Here is a 17,756-nt window from a genome sequence, read left to right as displayed (position 1 = left end):
ACCGCACAATGCGGTCTTTTTTATGCAAAGAGATAGTGAGAATCAACGATCCCAGTATGCTTCTTCAAGGCTATCTTCTCGTTCTGGTAGTGCACGAGATAGGCGAGGAGAGTGCTGTGTTAATACTTCATAACTGACGCGATTGGCGTACTTACAGACTTGCGATAGCGATGAATAAGTTAAAAATGGTTGAACGTGTTTTGCTGAGTTAGGCACATTTTCCGCGTGATAACGATTTGCCGCCATATCATGCAGCAACGCAGAAAGCGCACCATCGGTGTTTTTAATTTCCAGCGGACCGCCTAAGTAAGGGCCAATATGCGAGTAGACTTTGAGCGGCGTTTGGCAGTCTTCACGGCGCATTGCTCGGCTAAACTCATACTTGTTAAATTCAGCGATATTGCCGGGTAGCAGCGGCAGTTCGGTTTCACGTTTGGCTGAGTCATCAGTGTAACCTGCCATATACAAGCCAATTGGGCCGGCAGTGCAAAGTACCAAATCGACCCAATCTAAGGCTTTATTGGCGGCAACGAGTGGGTCACTTTCGCCAGTCAGCGCTTGGCCTTCTTCTTCGTTCATGGCGACCACCGTAATGTTTTGTTTTAAGTAGTCTTGCCACCATGATGCATTTCCTTCAATGACCCATTTGGTTCCTAAGGTCAGGACCACAGGAACATGGTGCTTCTTCGCCAATTCGACTGCGCGAGCCACCGCTTTCGGCATCGGGTCTTCAGGTTTACCACGCATCAAATAAGAAGAGACGACCAACGCGGATGCTTTCTCAAACACGTTTTCAGGGATGCTATCAGGGCGTAACTGATTCATATCACCTTCATTAATCGCAAACGTACGTTCGCCATCTTGAGAGATGAGGGTGTAACAGCGACCAATCGAACCCTCAACGGTTTGCAGGTGATTGAGGTTCATACGTGAAGAGGTGCGACACAAATAGCGATAGGCGAACGAGCCAACTTCGATGTTGCGTGACATCACACCAAGTAACACAGAGTTGCTGTCTGCCAGTACCGAATAGTTGTGTAACGTGTTGCCAATCGTATCCCCAGGGTGCTGGTGGGTAATCAGTTGGCGATCAACAAGTTCTTTATAAAGTGCGTTGGCTTTACTCTCTTCCAGTACCAAAGAGTGGCCTTTACTCAATTGGTATCGCTCAAGGAAGTCATCATCGACACGAGCTTCTATATCAACAATGGTTTGACCAATTCCGACAATCGTAGGACGTTGCAGCTTTGGCGTTTGCTGGATTTGATTAACAAGTGGATCGCGAGCATGGGTCGGGAAGTAGTGCTTGGATTTGCGCTGGCCTGGAAATTTCATTAGCAGTGATCGGTGAAAAATTTTTTAGAATAGTATCACATTTGCTGCGACGCTATTGCATTTTATTGCAGGGAATAGCGCGTCCATTGAGAACGCGCTCAGGCACAAATTATGCCCTTATTCTGCGGGAATCGCTTGGTTATAAGCTTTGGTTCCCCATAATGGCACCGTTGATAAGCTATGTTTGAAGCTACCGTTGGTTTCTTTCGTTGAGTAGGAGAGATAAAGCAGAGTTTGGTTTTCTGAGTCATAAATTCGGCGCACTTTCATTGACTTAAAGAAAATGCTTTTGGATTTTTTAAACACCACATCACCAGATTTACTCTTATCAATTTTACTGATCATCTCTGGTGTAATATCTCCAGTTTGTCGACATGAAATAGAGCCATCACTTGGGTCGGAAAAACTTAAATCAGCTTCGATCGATGCGATATGGCAGGTGACACCCGTTACAATTGGATCCTTCAGTGAACCAATTTTTATGTCGTTCATGGTAAACATACCAAGTGATACATCACCGACTTCGTTGTTATCACAAGCGGTTAAGCCAAGTGCAAGCAATAAGCTAACGGCCAACTTTTTATACATAGTTCTTTCCTCTAACGATTTCGCTCGCATGATAACAGGTTTAGTGTCGCAAAACATTGACCAACCAACGCCTAGTGGTAACTGTCCGTTTTACAACATATTATTTAAATAAACCTTGTTACGCCTATACGGTGTGGGTATCCTAGCGACAACGTCATACCAAGGAATTTGTCATGTCTCCATCTTCTCACCCACTGATGGCTGCTAAGCAGCAATGGTTGTTTCAACAAGTGGAGGTTGAGTTTCCCACTAAAGAAAGCCTAGAAGGTAGGGCGTTGTATCTTGAAAAAGAAGCGGATGTCACTATGTGGGAAACCTCTTCTATGGCATCGACCTTTGCCAGTGACGATATTTTTTTGGTCGATTTTCATCGATTGACGATCCTATTTGCTCAATTGCAATCAATGCGTTGGTCGGATGCCGAGCATCAAGCTTTGATCATCGAGTTTTTGACTCAAATTATCTACTCGCCACCTTGTGAGTTATATTTGGCCTGCCAGCAAGGCAGACCGTTAGCTGGAGCAATCGTTACTCGTTTAGACAACGAGGTGCTCATTTCAGATTTGGCGTTTGCACAGCCAAAGACCGAGCAGGTGAAACAAGACTGGGTGCAAGGGCTCATCCATCGCTTAGGCATCGACTGCCAGTCTTCGACAATCTATATTGCGGATTAATGTCATTCATGCTTTTTTGCTACGTTATTCGTAACCTGCTAATTCTTCGTTATTTTTAATACTTTTCTTGATCTTGTTCTCATCAGCGCTGATCACCAAGTGCTGAGTGACCCAGTCGATATTTTTGCACTTTAATCTGGTTAAAGTGCACGCTTTCCGCATTTCATCCTCATTAGCCTGAAAATCGAAATATAGTATTTGTAAAAGCAAATACAAAAAACAAAGAGTGGCAATGAATCAAATCCAATGTGTGATCTTTGATTGTGATGGGACATTAATTGATAGCGAAAAATTGTGCTGCCGTGCCTTAGCAACGGTGTTTAACCATTATGGCGCACAAATGAGTGTTCAAGATGCCTTGGCCCATTTTGAAGGCGGTAAGCTTGCGGATATCCTATTCACGACAGCGGAGCGTTTAGGCATTAGCGTGTCGCTCGACGAACTTGAGCCTTGTTACCGACAAGAGGTCGACCGGCTGTTTCGTCAACATTTGAAACCGATGTCAGGCGCCACCGAGCTTCTTATTGAGCTCAAGGCTAGAGGGATTGAATATTGTGTGGCGTCGAATGGTCCGCGAGAGAAAATTGAACGTTCACTGTTTTTAGCCGGATTATTACCGTATTTTCAAGGGCGTATTTTCTCTGCGTTCGATGCAAACAGCTGGAAACCAGAGCCCGATTTAATCCAATACTCAGCGATGAATATGGGATTTTCTTTGTCCCAATGTTTGTATATCGATGATACGGCGAAAGGGCTTGAGGCAGGGCTTCGTGCTGGGGTCGAGACGATTCAACTATTAGGCATCAACTCTCAGCTTTATTCCAAAGACGTCACCGCCATTGGCAACTTAAAAGAGTTGAATGCCTTAATTCCCGTTTAGTGACACAAACTACTGGTCATGATTGGCGTGATGCGAGTAAAGCGTTTCGCGTTGGCAACATCGGTGACGGCTTTGGATACATCATCAAGAAAAGTGCCGCAACCTGCGCACAAAAACTGATTTTTGTCCGACAATAGATATTCATCGCTACCGCATAGCGGACAGCATAATGAGCTTTGGGTGTCTGTCACTGGAGTCTCCGTTAACAAGCGAAAAAAGAGTAGGGTGTGATTTATTTTTTATAGTTAGGCTCATGATGTTGTGTATTGAGCTCATTGCCAGTGTAGCGTAAATTGATTTAGCAAGAAGTAGGATAATGATTTTCCGACTAAATAGTTCGAGTTAATTATCATTTTTCGCTAAGGAGTGTTTATGTCGTCAGGTTACTGCATCGTGTTAACCACCACCAACGATCAGCGAAATCGTCAGCTGATTATTGATTCCGTTTTACAGGAGAAATTGGCTGCATGTATCCAGGCCATGCCAATTGAAAGCAACTATCTGTGGCAAGGTGAAACTTGCTGTGATCACGAAACCTTGCTGATTTTCAAAACCACCGACCGATGTTATCAAGAATTGGCAGATTTAATCGCCCAACTGCATGATTATGAAACACCTCAAATTGTTAAAATCCCGTTTTCAGATGGTGCTAATCCTTATCTGCAATGGCTTTCTGCCTCGACAAAAGCTTAAGTTAGGTTGTTTACCTTTTTCTAACTTTCTTGAAAAGTGAAACGTACACACAGTTCTCGAACGCTCACTATAGTTTGTAGCGCAAATGTTTGCGTTGGTTTTACAAGCTGATTACAATTCTACGCCTAACGATTACTACGATAAAGTCACGCCATGGAACTTAAAACAGTCGATTTTCTTGCTGAAGATGCTGCTGAGCAATTTGTTAAATCACTTCACGAAACCGGGTTTGGGGTCCTTAAAAACCATCCTATACCGAAATCACTTGTTGAATCGATTTACCACAATTGGCAGGGGTTCTTTCTGTCAGAGCGTAAGCACCAATTTCAATTTAATGTTGATACACAAGATGGTTACTTTCCTCCCAGTGTATCTGAAGTGGCAAAAGGCCACTCGGTAAAGGACCTCAAAGAGTACTACCATGTCTATCCTTGGGGACAAATTCCTCAAGAGTTATCGGAGCAGATTTTAGATTACTACCAACAAGCTAATGCGTTTGCAGAAACACTGTTAGGCTGGGTTGAGGCGTATTCCCCACAAGACGTACAAGAGAAATTTTCAGTACGTTTATCACAGATGATTCACCAAAGTCATAAAACGCTGCTGCGTATCTTGCACTACCCGCCGATGACGGGCAGTGAAGAGCCTGGAGCGATTCGAGCGGCCGCACACGAAGACATCAACTTATTGACGGTCTTACCAGCGGCCAATGAGCCTGGCCTGCAAGTGTTAAGCAAAGATGGCACCTGGCTTGACGTACCGTGTGATTTTGGCAATTTGATCATTAACATTGGCGATATGCTGCAAGAGGCATCTGGCGGCTATTTTCCATCAACGACTCACCGGGTCATTAATCCAAGCGGTGAGCGTCAAACCCATTCACGCATTTCATTACCGCTATTTTTGCACCCCAAGCCTGAGGTTGTGTTATCTCCGCGCTATACAGCACATGACTATCTAATGGAGCGCTTACGCGAGTTAGGCGTCATTTAATTCGGCCCGCGTTTTATAAACCGATGAAAAGAGCGGTCTCGGGCTGCTCTTTTGTCGCAGAGATCAATTCCTACGCTCTTTTATGGTCTCGTTTCTCGACAAATCTCCAACAATAGATTTGAATTATATCCATGGGTCATCATTTAGTATGAGCAATGGAAGAGCAAAACGCGGTTCGCGCACAATTTCAGTCTTACATGGAGAATCCTTTGGTTTGGCCAACACTTGAAGTGTTGCGTAAGCAGCCCAGAGGATGGAAAGTTCACACGCTCGCAGCTCATTTACGTGATATGGAGCTAATTCCGGTTTTAGATGAAGCCGCGGATAAAGACCTTTTCAAGCGTAACTTTCTGATAATGAATGCACTCTATCAACTTCAAGAAACCTTGTATCCTGATAACTGGGTTCAGGTCGAAGCCATGGATATTGCGTTGTTACCGGTTCATCATGTTCCAGGCCATTCCATAGATAACGAAGACCCGCTTCGTGACTATTACACCCATTGGGAAAATTACGAAGCTGAAGAAGGCGAAGTGAAACGGTTGCTCAATGAGTTTTGGACGCGCTATCACGATTTTGTTGGTGGCAGCAGTAATGTCGTGAGCATTGATCGGCATCGTGCTTTGAGGTTATTTAATTTACCTCAGGATGCCAGTAAAACTGAAATTCGCAGAACATGGCGCAAGCTGGCTTTAAAATGGCATCCAGACAGAGATAACGGTGACAGTGAACGCTTTCGCGTATTGTGTGAAGCATGGAATGTGCTTCGTCAATGTGAACATATTTAATGAACATTGGTTAAAAGTAAAAAAGCGCCATTAGGCGCTTTTTTTGTTATGTATTGAGTCGTGTCTTTAACACTTTGACGCTGAAAACTGAGCTTTGCGCATACGATTTAACGTGGCGAGTACATCGAGTACACGCGGCTTTGCCAGGTCACCTTGTTCAGGCATCTGATGGTGCCATTGCTCGTGCAGCTGGCGCTCAACAAATTCAGCAGGATTTTGTGTCCAGCCCGGTTGCTGCGCTATCTGGAAGCAGAGCCAACCGATCGCATTGACTTGATTTGAGGATTCTAACTGTTCCAATGCACTTAAATCCGTAAACTCTTTACCAAGCCTTAGCGACTCCTTTCCTTTTGCCGTCACGCGATATTTACCGTCAACCAAGACTTTCTGAATGGCAGCGCCATTTAACGCTCGTGGCGTAAAGTCCAGCAGTGGTTTTTCACATTCATTATGGCGTTGCGTCGGATGCTGAGCGATGACTTGCTGCGCTTTCTCCGTGACATCAATGGCTTGATAATCGTGCATTTGAATCACAGTATCGGCGACATCAAGGTAGTCACCTGAGCCTCCCATAACAATAATGGAAGAGATATCGAATTGGTCACGCAATTGACCGATACGATCCACTAGTGGAGTAATGGGTTCATCAGACTTGGCAACTAACGCCTGCATGCGTTCGTCGCGAATCATAAAGTTGGTGGCGGAGGTATCTTCATCAATCAGCAGAGCCTTCGCGCCGGCCTCAATCGATTCTTGTAACCAAGCGGCTTGCGATGTAGAGCCTGAAGCATCCTGAGTGGAAAAGTCATCGGTTTGTTTATTATGAGGTAAGTGATTGATGTAATTTGATAAATTGAGGCGGTGAACACAGCGTCCATCTTCCGCGCGAATTTTCATCGCTTGAGAGTTGGTCACAATCGCTTCTCGACCATCACCGGGAATATGGTTATAGATTGAACGTTCAATCGCGGTCAGCAATGTCGATTTACCATGAAACCCACCACCCACTACGAGAGTAATCCCTTTCTTGATGCCAAGCCCCGTCACCGGGCCTTGATTTGGGGTATCCAATGTGGCCGATAAAGACTCAGGCGCGTTAAACGCGATCGCGTCTTTCATTGGTAAGTCGCTGTTACCAGCAGCTCGTGGCAGTATTGAACCGTTTGCGACAAACGCGGAAAGTTGCAGTGATTCAAGTTGTGCACGCATTGCTTCTTGATCCTCGATCACTTCACAATGGTGTTTCAGCGCCTCAATATCGAGCTCTCGTTCGATGGTGCAGCGACGGATGAATTTAGGTAAGTGGAAGGTTAAAAGATTAAGCGCTTTTTTTCCGAGTACTGAGCGACCTTCGGCAGGCAGGTCGACTCGAAAACGCAGCTCTATTCCCGACTCCTGAAACAGTATCGCTGTGTTATCCAATACCGTTTGTCCTGTGGTCGCGATATTAATGTGGTTGTCTTGCTTGGCAAAGTTTGCAAATTGGCGTGCGATAAAATCACGTGCCGCCACTTGGTAAGCGGGAGATTTTTCTTTGAGCCAAGCGAGGTCGGTCAACGGCCAGGGGCGTAAGGCGCGTAAACGTGAGGAAGAGGCATACGGATCGCCTTGGACATGATCAATAAAAAGCGTGAAATCTTTAAAGTCATACTGACCTTTGATCTGCTGATATGCGCGATAATTTTGTTTTTCGATTTTTTTCAAAATCGCAGTAAGTTGATCCATAAAAGGTTATCCACTTTGAACAGAAGTCGAGGATTATAAGAAGCCAATCCACTTCCGTAAAGCATACATCACGATTCAACCATCGGTGGTGCACTCTGGTGCTGAATTTGATTGAGCAGGGAGTATTCAAACTGTTCCGCTGTCATTGGTTTGCCATAATAAAAACCTTGCCCGTATTCGCAGCCTTGTTGAATGATAAAGTTCTCATGAAATGCGCTTTCTATACCTTCAACGGTCACCGCTAAATTGAGTTTTTTGGCCACATAGATGATCGAATGGACAATCTCTCTGTCGTTGTCACTACTGTCGAGATGCTGGATAAAACTTTTATCAATTTTTAGTGCATCAAATGGGTATTTTTTTAAATAGTTGAACGTTGCGTAACCGGTACCAAAATCATCTAAAGACAGCGTGACTCCAAGTGTATGTAAAGCAGTCAATGTGCTGTGTGCCGCGTGCTCATCGGCTATCAAGCTGCTTTCTGTTATTTCAAGCTCGAGGTTTTTAGCGGGAAACTGATGTTGTTTTAGTATCGATTCGACATGTTCGGCAAATTGGGGGTTACGTAACTGCACCGCAGAGACGTTGACGGAGATTTTAAAATTCGGGCGTGAGTTTATCCATGGCGCTGATTTTTTTATCGCCGAATGGAGCACAAAAGTGCCAACTTCAAAGATCAGCCCGTTTCGCTCGGCGATATGGATCAGCGACTCGTTGGAAAAATCACCTAATACAGGATGACGCCAACGCAGCAGGGCTTCTGCTCCTATCCACTGTTTTGTGGTTGGAGAGACCTTGGGTTGAAAGTACAGTAATAGATCTTCGTTACGTAATGCTTTTAACAGATAACTTTCTAGATGGTTCAGTTCTTGTTGAAAATCCGCCAGTGCTTGGGAGTGATGATTAAATTTATGACCCAAATCCTTACAAGAACGCATGGCTTCTTGTGCTTGTTTGAGCATTTGCATTGGGTTATTGCTCATTTCACTGGTGGTAATGCCAATATAAGCATGCAAATGAATGCGCTGCCCTTCAAGTTCAAATTCCGATTGGCTGACATTGATAACGTGGCGACATACTTCTTCGGTGAGGCTGTCGAGTTGATTCGTCGCGACAGTGACGGCGATGACTAAATCATTACTGGCAGGGCGAGCGGTAATAAAATCAAGATGGGATAAATTGTTTAAGCGCTGACGAAAGTGAATCAGTATCTGCTCCCAAGCAACATATCCATGTTTGGATTGCAATGTCGCGCCATTGGCAAAGCCGATATAGAAAACCAATATCGCGCATTCCGGTTTTTTGTGATCAAGAAAGCTTTGCAAACTCTGCTCTAAACCCGGCCGGTTAAGAAACCCAGTGCCTGAGTCATGATGATTTTGATAACGTACTTTTTCTTCAGCAGCAATACGTTTGCCGATTTCTTGATTGAGTGAGTAATTAAGCTCAACAAGGTCTTTGGTGCGAGTTTGAACGCGATTACTCAGCTCTTGATTAACTGCTGTAAGCTGCTCTTTTTGGTACAGTGTGGTCATTTGAGACTCGATGGCATCACGAAAACTTTCCATCAAGTTTTGAAAGGTGGTATCAAAGTTGTTTGGTGATGTATCTAATAGACATAACGTGCCGAAAATATCACCTGTAGGCCAGCGAATAGGAATACCTAAGTAAGCGATATAGCCTTCTTGCTCTAAAGGCGTTTGACGCCAATATAAATCATCACGTGCGTTAGCTATCTTAAGCGTCGTGCGCTGGCTTATTACATGCTCACAATACAGCCCTGAGCCTAAATTGTGCGTATCTCCGACCTGAAATTCACTTGGCGAGCCATCGCTGCAGCAAAAAATTTCCAGATGTTGTTTATGAGCTCGAACAATCATTGCAGCAGGGACAGAGACTAACTCAGTGAGCAAGTTGGCAATGGTTTGCCAGCCACAAACAACTTCGATAGGAATATTGATTTGGTTTACATTTACTTTAGGCATCATAAATCGAGTCAGCTCACTACTGATGCAACTTGCGTGTTGCAGCGAATTAATAATCTGACTCAATGTACCAAAGAACCGCGTGTTGACCACGCAACCGCGGTTCCATTCAGTGCAGCTGTCTCACACTTGACACGCTCTACTTATGAAAAACACTCAAATCAACGGGCGCTGAGTAGTCTATGTTGTCAAAACCGAACCCATTAAGGTTTAGGAACTCGGTTTTTACGCCTTGGTAGTCAGCCAGCTGCGCAAAGTTATCTTTATTCAACTGAGCGAGTAAGGATTGAACACGCTCCTGCGTATCAACATTCATCTCCCAGTCATCCATGCGCACTAAACGCTCAGCATCAACAGGAACACTGTCTTGCGCATAGAGTTTATCGCTGAATAAACGTTGCATCTGCTCGATACAGCCTTCATGCGTTCCTTTCTCTTTCATCACTTGATATAACGCGGTGAGGTAGGGGGTTAAACCCGGAATAAACACGCTGGCTTTGGTGACTAACGCTTTACACACAGTGGCGTAAGCATTGCCCTGATAATTGGCGAGTTTAAGGTTAAGAGAGTGGCTGGTTTGATGTAAATCGACCTTGGCTCGGCCGAGAGTACCATCTAGGTATATCGGATGGGTGACTTCCGATCCAATATAGGAAAAGGCAATGGTTTTACAGCCCTGCGCGATGGACTCTACATTAATCAGTGCATCGACCCAGGCTTCCCAATCTTGTCCGCCCATAATTTGTAAGGTTGCGTCAATCTCTTCTTCAGTGGCTGGAGAAATCGTTTGTTGTTGCCATTGGTCATTTTCTAACTGAATGGTTGCGCCAGAGAACGATTGCCCTATAGGTTTGATGGCAGAGCGCAGCATGTCGTCACTGCCTTTCGGATCTGGCCGCACGCCTGCGGCAACACTATAAATAATCAGATCAACTTCACCTTCAAAGTAAGTCTCAATCGCTTCAATGACCTCTTCTTTAGTTTGATCAGAAAAGGCGTCGCCTTGAATATTGACAGCAGTATGGCCTTCACGGTTGGCATATTTCTTAAAAAAGTGGTTGTTATACCAACCCGCAGAACCGGTTCCTTTATCGCTGGGGCCACGTTCAAAAGACACACCAATGGTGTCGGCGTTGCTACCACCAAACGTTAATGCGATGCGCGCAGCGAGTCCAAATCCAGATGAAGCTCCGATGATCAACACACGTTTTGGACCAGCTTGGATCGATTTTGCTGATTTTACGTAATTAATTTGTTTAAGGATGGATTGTTCGCATCCGTAAGGGTGAGAGGCGCGAGCAACAACCCCTTTAATCACCGGCTCTATTATCATGTTATTTTCCTAGTTTAGCCAAACTAGGAAATAGAATAACCGAAAAGAGCTTGCCAATTATTGAGCTACGGCAATTGAAGGTGAGTTATTAACTGATCAGCAACAAAATTTGCTATCCACGGTTGTGCCTCTGCTCTTGGGTGTAAGCCATCGTCTTTCATCCACTCAGGACGCGTAATGACATGCTCAAGAAAAAAGGGAATCAAAGGCAGGTCATGGCTGTCTGCAAGTTTGGGATAAATGGCTGAAAATGCTTCGGTATAGCGTTTACCGTAATTAGGCAAAACGTGTATTTGCATCAAAACTGGCGATGCGCCGTCTTGCTTGATCAGCGAGATCATCTCTGTGAGGTTACGTTCTATTACATTGGGTGGGAATCCGCGTAGGCCATCGTTTGCGCCTAATTCGATGAGCACATAATCTGGGTGATGTTGACTTAATAAACTGGGTAGTCGCTCTAGACCATTGCCGCTAGTGTCACCGGAAATGCTGGCGTTAATAACTGTAACATCATGATTTTTATCAGCTAAAACATCAGGCAACAAAGTTGGCCATGCTTTTTCGATTGGCATTTGATAGCCTGCACTTAAGCTGTCGCCAACAATCAATAACTTAGTCGCATAAGCTGGTGCTGTTACTAGGAAAATTACAACAAGGGAAAAGAGTCTAAACATGCAAACATCCGTAATTAAAGCCGTTTCTTTGTCTAAAACAGTCTCTACCAAAGAAGAGCAATTGACAATCCTTGAAGACATTTCTTTTGATGTGAAGGAAGGGGAAAGCATCGCGATCGTCGGGACATCAGGCGCGGGTAAGTCAACATTGATGACCTTATTAGCGGGCCTCGATGTTCCATCGCAGGGCGTGGTTGAATTGCTTGGTAAAGATTTGGCGCAACTTGATGATGAGCAGCGTGCGGCCATTCGCGCTGAATCAATTGGATTTGTGTTTCAAAGTTTCCTTCTTATACCCAGTTTAAGCGCCATTGATAACGTGACTTTGCCTTGTTTACTGCGCGGTGAGAAAGAGGATAAAGCGAGAGCCTTAGGGCTGCTTAAATCTGTTGGTTTAGAACACCGTGTTGAACATTCACCCGCTCAGCTTTCTGGTGGTGAGCAACAGCGAGTAGCGATAGCGCGCGCATTTATGATTCAGCCGAAAATTTTGTTTGCCGATGAGCCAACGGGGAATCTTGATGAGCACACGGCAGAGCGTGTCATTGAACTTCTTTTCGAGCTCAACAAACAACATGGAACCACCTTGGTGTTAGTGACGCATGATATGGCACTGGCAGACCGCTGCGATCGCCGCTTACATATCTCAGCAGGTCATTTGGAGGAAGCGTAATGTCCTACAGTACGTTTGCATCACCAAAGCTCTGGTCTTGGAGCTGGAACGAAATTCGTCATGGCCAACTTTGGCCAGTGTCTGTTGCGTTAACGTTAATTATTACCTGCATCTTCGCGTTGACCGCGCTTACCGAGCGTATGGAACAAGTCATTGTGAAACAAGGAAAAGAAGCGTTGACGGCCGATTCAGTGTTCACGTCCAATAATCCGCTGCCTGCGCCTTTATTAACGACAGTTAAAGAGAGTCAGTTAACCTCAGCTCAGCGCGTGCGTTTTCAAACGATGGCATTTAGTGATAATGGGATGAAACTGATTACCGTTAAAGCGGTGACCAATAATTATCCACTGCAGGGCGACATGGTGCTCTCTGACGGGGAGTCACGTTTTCAACATGTTGGGCCGGGGCAGTTGTGGCTCGATGAGCGTCTGTTCAGTCAACTGGATGTTGAAGTGGGTGACGCTGTCACAATTGGAGATGCTGATTATACGATTACCGGAAGTGTTCTTGAAGAGCCGGGCCTGAGTTTTAATCCATTTCGACAAATGCCTTCGGCCTATATTCATATTGGTGATGTAGACAAAACGGGCGCGGTGCAACTTGGCAGCCGAGTACGTTACGATTTGTATCTCAATGGTGAAGACGCGCAGCTTAAACCCGTTCAAGAATCGATTGAGTTGACACCGAGTGATCGCTGGCGGAATGAAGATACCGCGAGCCGTACCAGCGATGTGTTTAGCCGTACACAACAATATCTGTCTCTCAGTGTTGCGATTGTTATCATTATGGCGGCAACGACTTTGGTACTCACATGCCAACATTATGTTTCTACACGTATTCGTACCATTGCTATGTTGAAAAGTTTGGGGGCAAACAAACAATGGGTCACGCGCTGGTTGCTGCTTCAGTTACTGATTTTATTTGTTATTGCATCCGTATGCGGGCTAGGGCTAGGGTTATTGCTCGAATACTTACTACGTATTCCCCTCAGTGACTTATTACCCAACCCTTTGCCAAGTTTTGGGATTAAACCGTATTTGTTTGCCATTTTTACGAGTGTTCTGATCACTATTCCGGCTCTAGGGATGCCACTGCTTGGGCTTATCAATGTCAGTGCTGTCAACGTATTGCAGGCACAAAATAAACCAGTTGCGGTAAAGAAATACGTATGGTTATTGCTGTTCCCCTTGATTCCGATGCTTATTCTTTATTGGGATAACAGTTTGGTGTGGATGATGCTTGCTGGGATTGTCGGGTTATTTGCCGTGTTGGCGATAATCAGCCTTCTCGTTGCGAAGTCTTTGACTCGCCTGCCTTTATCCACGGCTTTTCAGTTGGCGCTAAGTCGCATTAACCGCTCGTCTTGGAACACTGGCATCCAATTTGGCGCATTAGCATTGTCGTTAATGCTGTTAGCCACTATGTGGCTAGTTCGAACCGACCTGCTGTCTGATTGGCAAAGAACCATTCCTGAAGATGCTCCTAATGCATTCTCACTTAACATTGCGTCTTATGAAAAAGACCAATATCTCGAAACGTTAGATAACAATAATATCGACCGTTCTGAAGCGTATCCGATTATTCGGGGCCGAGTCAGTCAAATTAATCAACAAGATGCGAAGCAATATGCCGGCAATTCAGCTGATACTGATGCGTTAAGCCGTGAGATTAACTTTACTTGGAGCGACCACATTCCCGATTACAACCAGCTTATCGATGGGCAATGGACTCAACGTGATGGTGTGTCGGTTGAGTCTGAAGTAGCGAGTGAATTGGGGCTAAATGTTGGCGACTCTCTGACCTTTGTCATTAACAGCCAACAGGTGACCGCTACCGTGAACTCAATTCGTGATGTTGAGTGGCGAGATATGAAACCGAACTTTTATTTCATCTTTACGCCAGATGTGCTTGAAAATATACCATCGACATGGCTCGTGAGTTTTCGATTAACGGATCAAGACGATGCCTTGGTGAATCAGCTATCTCGCCAACACCCGACGGTGAGTTTGCTTGATATTCGTTCTATGGGAGCAAAAATTCAGGAGTTGTTAACTCAAATCGTCTGGGCAATTACGTTGTTGGCTGCATTGGGAGTGTTGGCTGGGCTATTGCTTATCTTCACGCTACTCAGATTAAGCCTGAGCCAGCGCCAGCAAGAAATCCAACTATATCGTACGCTAGGAGCAAGTAAAAAACGCGTGACAGCGACGGTCTGGGCGGAATATGGATTGATGGCATTGATCGCTGGTGTGGTGGCCAGTTTTGGTGCAGAAACGGTCGTTGGAGGGATCATGAAATATGGATTTGATCTCGCGCCTAGCTTCCATTTTGAGCTTTGGCTGTTACTGCCGATCATCACTTTTTGCACACTTTTTATTGTTGTAAACAGTCTGATTAAAAAGCTGTTAAGGCCTATAAATAAAGCGTTTATATGAATTTATGACGCTTTATTGATTCAGTTATCCACAAAATCAGTGGATAAAGTTTGGGATAACTTTGCCTGTAGATAACTGGCTAAATCGGTCGAAGCCATACAAGACATAGGATTGGCAAAAATGGTTATTCACAATCGACCGATTAGCGGTTTTTGACAAGAATTGAGTCAAGCATTTTTTTGATTTTTTGTTCTCAATTTTTGCGTGCGGATTTTCAGTGTTACGACAAGGATTTGGAAAAGGCCTTTTCCGGTTTTTTTGAGCCTGAGAGTTCGAACGACTCGGTCTGTCATTGGTTTCAAGCGCACATCAATTTATTCTCTTTTACGATCTTGATATGAGATCGTCACTGCACCAAGTTAGCACGCAGATAGCGTGCTTTTGGTGCTAATTGGATTTTGGCTAGCGCTTTTATGGAAATAGTCGGGAGGTTTTTCGTTAGGGTCTATCTATAGGTCTTTGTAATATATGGATTTGCATTCATTATCATCGTAATCGTTATGTGCGTTGGTAGAAAACTTGCTGTAAAATAAGCATCTTGGTTGATACGTATGATCTTGGCGTTCGTAAGATTAACGCGAGATAGTTTAAAACCGGATGAAAAATGTGATTTTTTTAACAGTTTTAAATCAGTACACTTATTGATGTTTCATTGGGGAATATAGCGGGTCACATTAATGTTATTGAAAGAATTCACGCACGAACCCAAATCTGTCGCCATTATTGGCGGTGGTGTGGCAGGCGCAACGGCGGCTGTCCATCTGGCTGAGCTTGGCTTAAAGGTCACTTTGATCGAGCGCGGTGAAGGGCTTGTGAATGGACCGCCTATTTGTCACTTGCATGCTGGGGGAAACCTATATCGTGAAATCTCGACCCAGCAGTGCATTGAACTTCTTAAACAGTCGATTGAAACGGTTAGACTGTACCCGCACTCTCTTAACGTTCGTCCAACGGTCATAGCGGTGCCGCAGTCGGATGCGGGAAACCCTGACGATCTCTTACCTCGGTTGGAAATCATTAAACAGTGTTATCAAGAATTTGTCGAAGCGGATTCAGCGAATAAGGTATTGGGTGAACCGGGAGACTATTATCAGTTGTTTTCAAAGCAGCAGCTCGAAGCGTTGGCGAATAAGACCCAGCCAAGTCATCCCAATACGATAGAACACTGGTTAATACCATTTGCAAAGCACAGTGACCTCGATGCGTTAAAATATCCGGTGATTGCGGTTCAAGAGTATGGTTGGAGCGTATTTCGTCTAGCCTCAAGCGCGGACTTAGTGCTTGAACAGTTACCAAATAGTCAAACTTTGACCCAAACAGAGGTCTATGCATTGGAACGTGCAGGGGAACAATGGGTAGTTGGGTGCCGACGTCAAGATGACAGTCGCTTTGAAGTTCATGCCGATTACCTGATCAATGCCTGTGGCTATGAGACGGGTATGATTGACGATCTCGTCTCTGAGCATCGTACTCGCCTAGTCGAATTTAAAGCGGCCTATGTGACGCACTGGGATTGCAATGAGCAGTGGCCGGAAGTCGTTTTTCATGGCCCAAGAGGGACTGAGCAGGGCATGGCTCAGCTAACGCCATACCCAAATGGTGTATTTCAGCTGCATGGCATGACCAAAGATATTACGTTATTTAATAATGGCCTCGTTGGTTCGACGCCCGAATCCTCTCAACCTAAGTTACCTTCCGAGTTGGAAAGTAAAATTAAGCAAGGGTGGCTTGAATCTGAGCGCATTGAACGCACGCATAAAGCGATCAAACACATGAGCCAGTTTATTCCTCAGTACCAAACTGCTACTGAGTTAGGAAAGCCGCTGTTTGGCGCCCAGCAGATCCCAGGTGAAGATGACACACTACGAGCTGCAGACGTGACATTTGCCGGAGACAATTACGCGAGGGTGGAAATTGTTAAAGGTTCTTCGGCATTAGAAGCGGCACGTAAGATTGTTGAGCAGTGGGCTTTATATGAATATAAGGGTCAGTCAATAGAAGCGCTTCATCCACAGAGTATGACGTTATCGGCGCAAGCCGTTGAAACACGCGCCGAGCAAATGGCAGTGGCTCGAGAATATCCGATCGAGTTAGCGCAGTATTTTGGTCAATAACATACGATATTGCGAAATAGCATCAAATGATTCTAGCAACAAAATTCTTCTTGCAACAAAGCGCTGAACTTCAGCGCTTTGTGTCGTTGAGCACACGACGCAGCTTATGGATAATATCTACAGCGTGTTGACTGTCGCCATGGACACAGATGGTGTCGGCTTCTAAGGCAAGATCGGAATTGTCGATGGCTTTTAAAATACCGAAATGAGCGAGCAGGTAAGCTTGGTTGAGAATATCATCTTCATCAGTAATGATTGAGGCGGCTTCGCTGCGAGAGACTAACTGACCATTAGGTGAGTATGCTCGGTCGATGTATGCTTCAAATAGCAGTGGTAACTCGTAGTGATCAGCGATGTCTAATACCATTTGATTGTCTGGTTGTGCTAAGACCATTAAAGGGACATTAAAACAGGAAACGGCATCAGCGATAGCTTCAAACACATTCATATCGCTCATCATATCGTTATAAAGTGCACCATGGGGTTTGACGTATTCTAATTGTGTATTTTGACTCTCACACATTGCATTCAACGCGCCAACTTGATAAATAACCATTTGAGTGATTTCTTCAACGTTCATCGTCATATGACGTTGCCCAAATCCCTGCATGTCAGGATAACTCGGATGAGCACCAATTTTTACGTTGTGCTGCATCGCCAGCCCGACGGTATAACTCATTATCATCGGATCCGAAGCATGGAAGCCACAAGCGATGTTCGCCATATCAATAGCAGGCATCACCTTGATATCGTTACCCATTGTCCAAGGGCCAAAGCTTTCACCCATATCGCAATTGATGGTAATTGTCCGTCGTGTCATCGTCTTGTCCCTAATTTGCGAAAATCATTAGTAAATTCAATAAATA

At 44.8% G+C, this 17,756-nt stretch carries 16 protein-coding genes; 8 read left to right on the top strand and 8 right to left on the bottom strand.

The annotated features are described in order from the left end of the window. Positions 1 to 42 precede the first annotated feature (42 nt). Positions 43 to 1,335: an inosine/guanosine kinase gene (locus M1D72_RS03845; RefSeq protein ID WP_456294578.1), complete on the bottom strand. Its 1,293-nt coding sequence runs from the start codon at positions 1,333 to 1,335 to the stop codon at positions 43 to 45. 117 nt (positions 1,336 to 1,452) lie between these two features. After that, positions 1,453 to 1,923, bottom strand: a complete 471-nt coding sequence (locus M1D72_RS03840; protein ID WP_390195492.1) for a CreA family protein — start codon at positions 1,921 to 1,923, stop codon at positions 1,453 to 1,455. Between the two features lie 173 nt (positions 1,924 to 2,096). Between M1D72_RS03840 and M1D72_RS03835 the strand changes: the two genes are divergently transcribed. After that, positions 2,097 to 2,597 carry a flavodoxin gene (locus M1D72_RS03835; RefSeq protein WP_456294577.1) on the top strand — a complete coding sequence of 167 codons (501 nt, stop codon included), beginning with the start codon at positions 2,097 to 2,099 and terminating at the stop codon, positions 2,595 to 2,597. A 232-nt stretch (positions 2,598 to 2,829) separates the two neighbouring features. Then, positions 2,830 to 3,477, top strand: a complete 648-nt coding sequence (locus M1D72_RS03830) for an HAD-IA family hydrolase (protein WP_390195484.1) — start codon at positions 2,830 to 2,832, stop codon at positions 3,475 to 3,477. On the opposite strand, the gene M1D72_RS03825 is transcribed toward M1D72_RS03830, so the two are convergent. Further along, on the bottom strand, positions 3,474 to 3,668 hold the full coding sequence (locus M1D72_RS03825; RefSeq protein ID WP_456294576.1) for a hypothetical protein: 195 nt from the start codon (positions 3,666 to 3,668) through the stop codon (positions 3,474 to 3,476). The two genes, M1D72_RS03830 and M1D72_RS03825, sit on opposite strands and share 4 nt — an antisense overlap. Positions 3,669 to 3,849: 181 nt before the next feature. On the opposite strand from M1D72_RS03825, the gene cutA reads away from it, so the two are divergent. The 3 genes from cutA (at position 3,850) to M1D72_RS03810 (ending at position 5,951) form a co-directional block, all read left to right on the top strand. Next, a complete protein-coding gene (gene cutA / locus M1D72_RS03820; RefSeq protein ID WP_456294575.1) occupies positions 3,850 to 4,170 on the top strand; it encodes a divalent-cation tolerance protein CutA in 321 nt (106 codons plus the stop codon). A gap of 153 nt (positions 4,171 to 4,323) precedes the next feature. Continuing rightward, positions 4,324 to 5,163: an isopenicillin N synthase family dioxygenase gene (locus tag M1D72_RS03815; RefSeq protein WP_390195478.1), complete on the top strand. Its 840-nt coding sequence runs from the start codon at positions 4,324 to 4,326 to the stop codon at positions 5,161 to 5,163. A 155-nt stretch (positions 5,164 to 5,318) separates the two neighbouring features. Then, complete coding sequence (locus M1D72_RS03810) at positions 5,319 to 5,951, top strand: DNA-J related domain-containing protein (protein WP_456294574.1); 633 nt, start codon at positions 5,319 to 5,321, stop codon at positions 5,949 to 5,951. Positions 5,952 to 6,017: 66 nt separating this feature from the next. Here the strand turns inward: M1D72_RS03810 and M1D72_RS03805 are convergent, their stop codons facing one another. From M1D72_RS03805 to tesA, 4 genes are all read right to left on the bottom strand, one after another. Further along, positions 6,018 to 7,676: a P-loop domain-containing protein gene (locus M1D72_RS03805; protein ID WP_456294573.1), complete on the bottom strand. Its 1,659-nt coding sequence runs from the start codon at positions 7,674 to 7,676 to the stop codon at positions 6,018 to 6,020. 68 nt (positions 7,677 to 7,744) lie between these two features. Continuing rightward, on the bottom strand, positions 7,745 to 9,661 hold the full coding sequence (locus tag M1D72_RS03800) for a sensor domain-containing phosphodiesterase (RefSeq protein WP_456295598.1): 1,917 nt from the start codon (positions 9,659 to 9,661) through the stop codon (positions 7,745 to 7,747). Positions 9,662 to 9,800: 139 nt separating this feature from the next. Beyond that, the gene (gene fabV, locus M1D72_RS03795; RefSeq protein WP_456294572.1) at positions 9,801 to 10,994 is read right to left on the bottom strand and encodes an enoyl-ACP reductase FabV; all 1,194 of its coding nucleotides are present in this window, start codon (positions 10,992 to 10,994) and stop codon (positions 9,801 to 9,803) included. Between the two features lie 65 nt (positions 10,995 to 11,059). Next, positions 11,060 to 11,668 carry a multifunctional acyl-CoA thioesterase I/protease I/lysophospholipase L1 gene (gene tesA, locus M1D72_RS03790; RefSeq protein ID WP_390195467.1) on the bottom strand — a complete coding sequence of 203 codons (609 nt, stop codon included), beginning with the start codon at positions 11,666 to 11,668 and terminating at the stop codon, positions 11,060 to 11,062. On the opposite strand from tesA, the gene M1D72_RS03785 reads away from it, so the two are divergent. The 3 genes from M1D72_RS03785 (at position 11,667) to M1D72_RS03775 (ending at position 16,890) form a co-directional block, all read left to right on the top strand. Next, positions 11,667 to 12,341 (top strand): ABC transporter ATP-binding protein, encoded by a 675-nt coding sequence (locus tag M1D72_RS03785; RefSeq protein ID WP_390195464.1) that lies wholly within the window; start codon positions 11,667 to 11,669, stop codon positions 12,339 to 12,341. The two genes, tesA and M1D72_RS03785, sit on opposite strands and share 2 nt — an antisense overlap. Continuing rightward, on the top strand, positions 12,341 to 14,776 hold the full coding sequence (locus M1D72_RS03780; RefSeq protein ID WP_456294571.1) for an ABC transporter permease: 2,436 nt from the start codon (positions 12,341 to 12,343) through the stop codon (positions 14,774 to 14,776). Before M1D72_RS03785 ends, M1D72_RS03780 begins: the two co-directional genes overlap by 1 nt. Positions 14,777 to 15,453: 677 nt before the next feature. Further along, on the top strand, positions 15,454 to 16,890 hold the full coding sequence (locus M1D72_RS03775) for an FAD-dependent oxidoreductase (RefSeq protein ID WP_456294570.1): 1,437 nt from the start codon (positions 15,454 to 15,456) through the stop codon (positions 16,888 to 16,890). 70 nt (positions 16,891 to 16,960) lie between these two features. Here the strand turns inward: M1D72_RS03775 and M1D72_RS03770 are convergent, their stop codons facing one another. Continuing rightward, a complete protein-coding gene (locus tag M1D72_RS03770) occupies positions 16,961 to 17,710 on the bottom strand; it encodes a 5-oxoprolinase subunit PxpA (RefSeq protein WP_456294569.1) in 750 nt (249 codons plus the stop codon). Between the last annotated feature and the right edge of the window lie 46 nt (positions 17,711 to 17,756).

Source organism: Vibrio sp. AK197 (genome assembly GCF_053903115.1).
The sequence above is the reverse complement of the archived record's forward strand: the minus strand, read 5'-3'. Positions and strand labels throughout refer to the sequence as shown.

What these genes read in the sequence shown, in the direction of transcription:
- M1D72_RS03815 (WP_390195478.1), top strand. Translation starts at nt 4,324, where the DNA reads ATGGAACTTAAAACAGTCGATTTTCTTGCTGAAGATGCTGCTGAGCAA.
- fabV (WP_456294572.1), bottom strand. Translation starts at nt 10,994, where the DNA reads ATGATAATAGAGCCGGTGATTAAAGGGGTTGTTGCTCGCGCCTCTCAC.
- M1D72_RS03830 (WP_390195484.1), top strand. Translation starts at nt 2,830, where the DNA reads ATGAATCAAATCCAATGTGTGATCTTTGATTGTGATGGGACATTAATT.
- M1D72_RS03775 (WP_456294570.1), top strand. Translation starts at nt 15,454, where the DNA reads ATGTTATTGAAAGAATTCACGCACGAACCCAAATCTGTCGCCATTATT.
- M1D72_RS03840 (WP_390195492.1), bottom strand. Translation starts at nt 1,923, where the DNA reads ATGTATAAAAAGTTGGCCGTTAGCTTATTGCTTGCACTTGGCTTAACC.
- M1D72_RS03845 (WP_456294578.1), bottom strand. Translation starts at nt 1,335, where the DNA reads ATGAAATTTCCAGGCCAGCGCAAATCCAAGCACTACTTCCCGACCCAT.
- tesA (WP_390195467.1), bottom strand. Translation starts at nt 11,668, where the DNA reads ATGTTTAGACTCTTTTCCCTTGTTGTAATTTTCCTAGTAACAGCACCA.
- M1D72_RS03800 (WP_456295598.1), bottom strand. Translation starts at nt 9,661, where the DNA reads ATGCCTAAAGTAAATGTAAACCAAATCAATATTCCTATCGAAGTTGTT.
- M1D72_RS03785 (WP_390195464.1), top strand. Translation starts at nt 11,667, where the DNA reads ATGCAAACATCCGTAATTAAAGCCGTTTCTTTGTCTAAAACAGTCTCT.
- M1D72_RS03810 (WP_456294574.1), top strand. Translation starts at nt 5,319, where the DNA reads ATGGAAGAGCAAAACGCGGTTCGCGCACAATTTCAGTCTTACATGGAG.
- M1D72_RS03805 (WP_456294573.1), bottom strand. Translation starts at nt 7,676, where the DNA reads ATGGATCAACTTACTGCGATTTTGAAAAAAATCGAAAAACAAAATTAT.
- M1D72_RS03780 (WP_456294571.1), top strand. Translation starts at nt 12,341, where the DNA reads ATGTCCTACAGTACGTTTGCATCACCAAAGCTCTGGTCTTGGAGCTGG.
- cutA (WP_456294575.1), top strand. Translation starts at nt 3,850, where the DNA reads ATGTCGTCAGGTTACTGCATCGTGTTAACCACCACCAACGATCAGCGA.
- M1D72_RS03835 (WP_456294577.1), top strand. Translation starts at nt 2,097, where the DNA reads ATGTCTCCATCTTCTCACCCACTGATGGCTGCTAAGCAGCAATGGTTG.
- M1D72_RS03770 (WP_456294569.1), bottom strand. Translation starts at nt 17,710, where the DNA reads ATGACACGACGGACAATTACCATCAATTGCGATATGGGTGAAAGCTTT.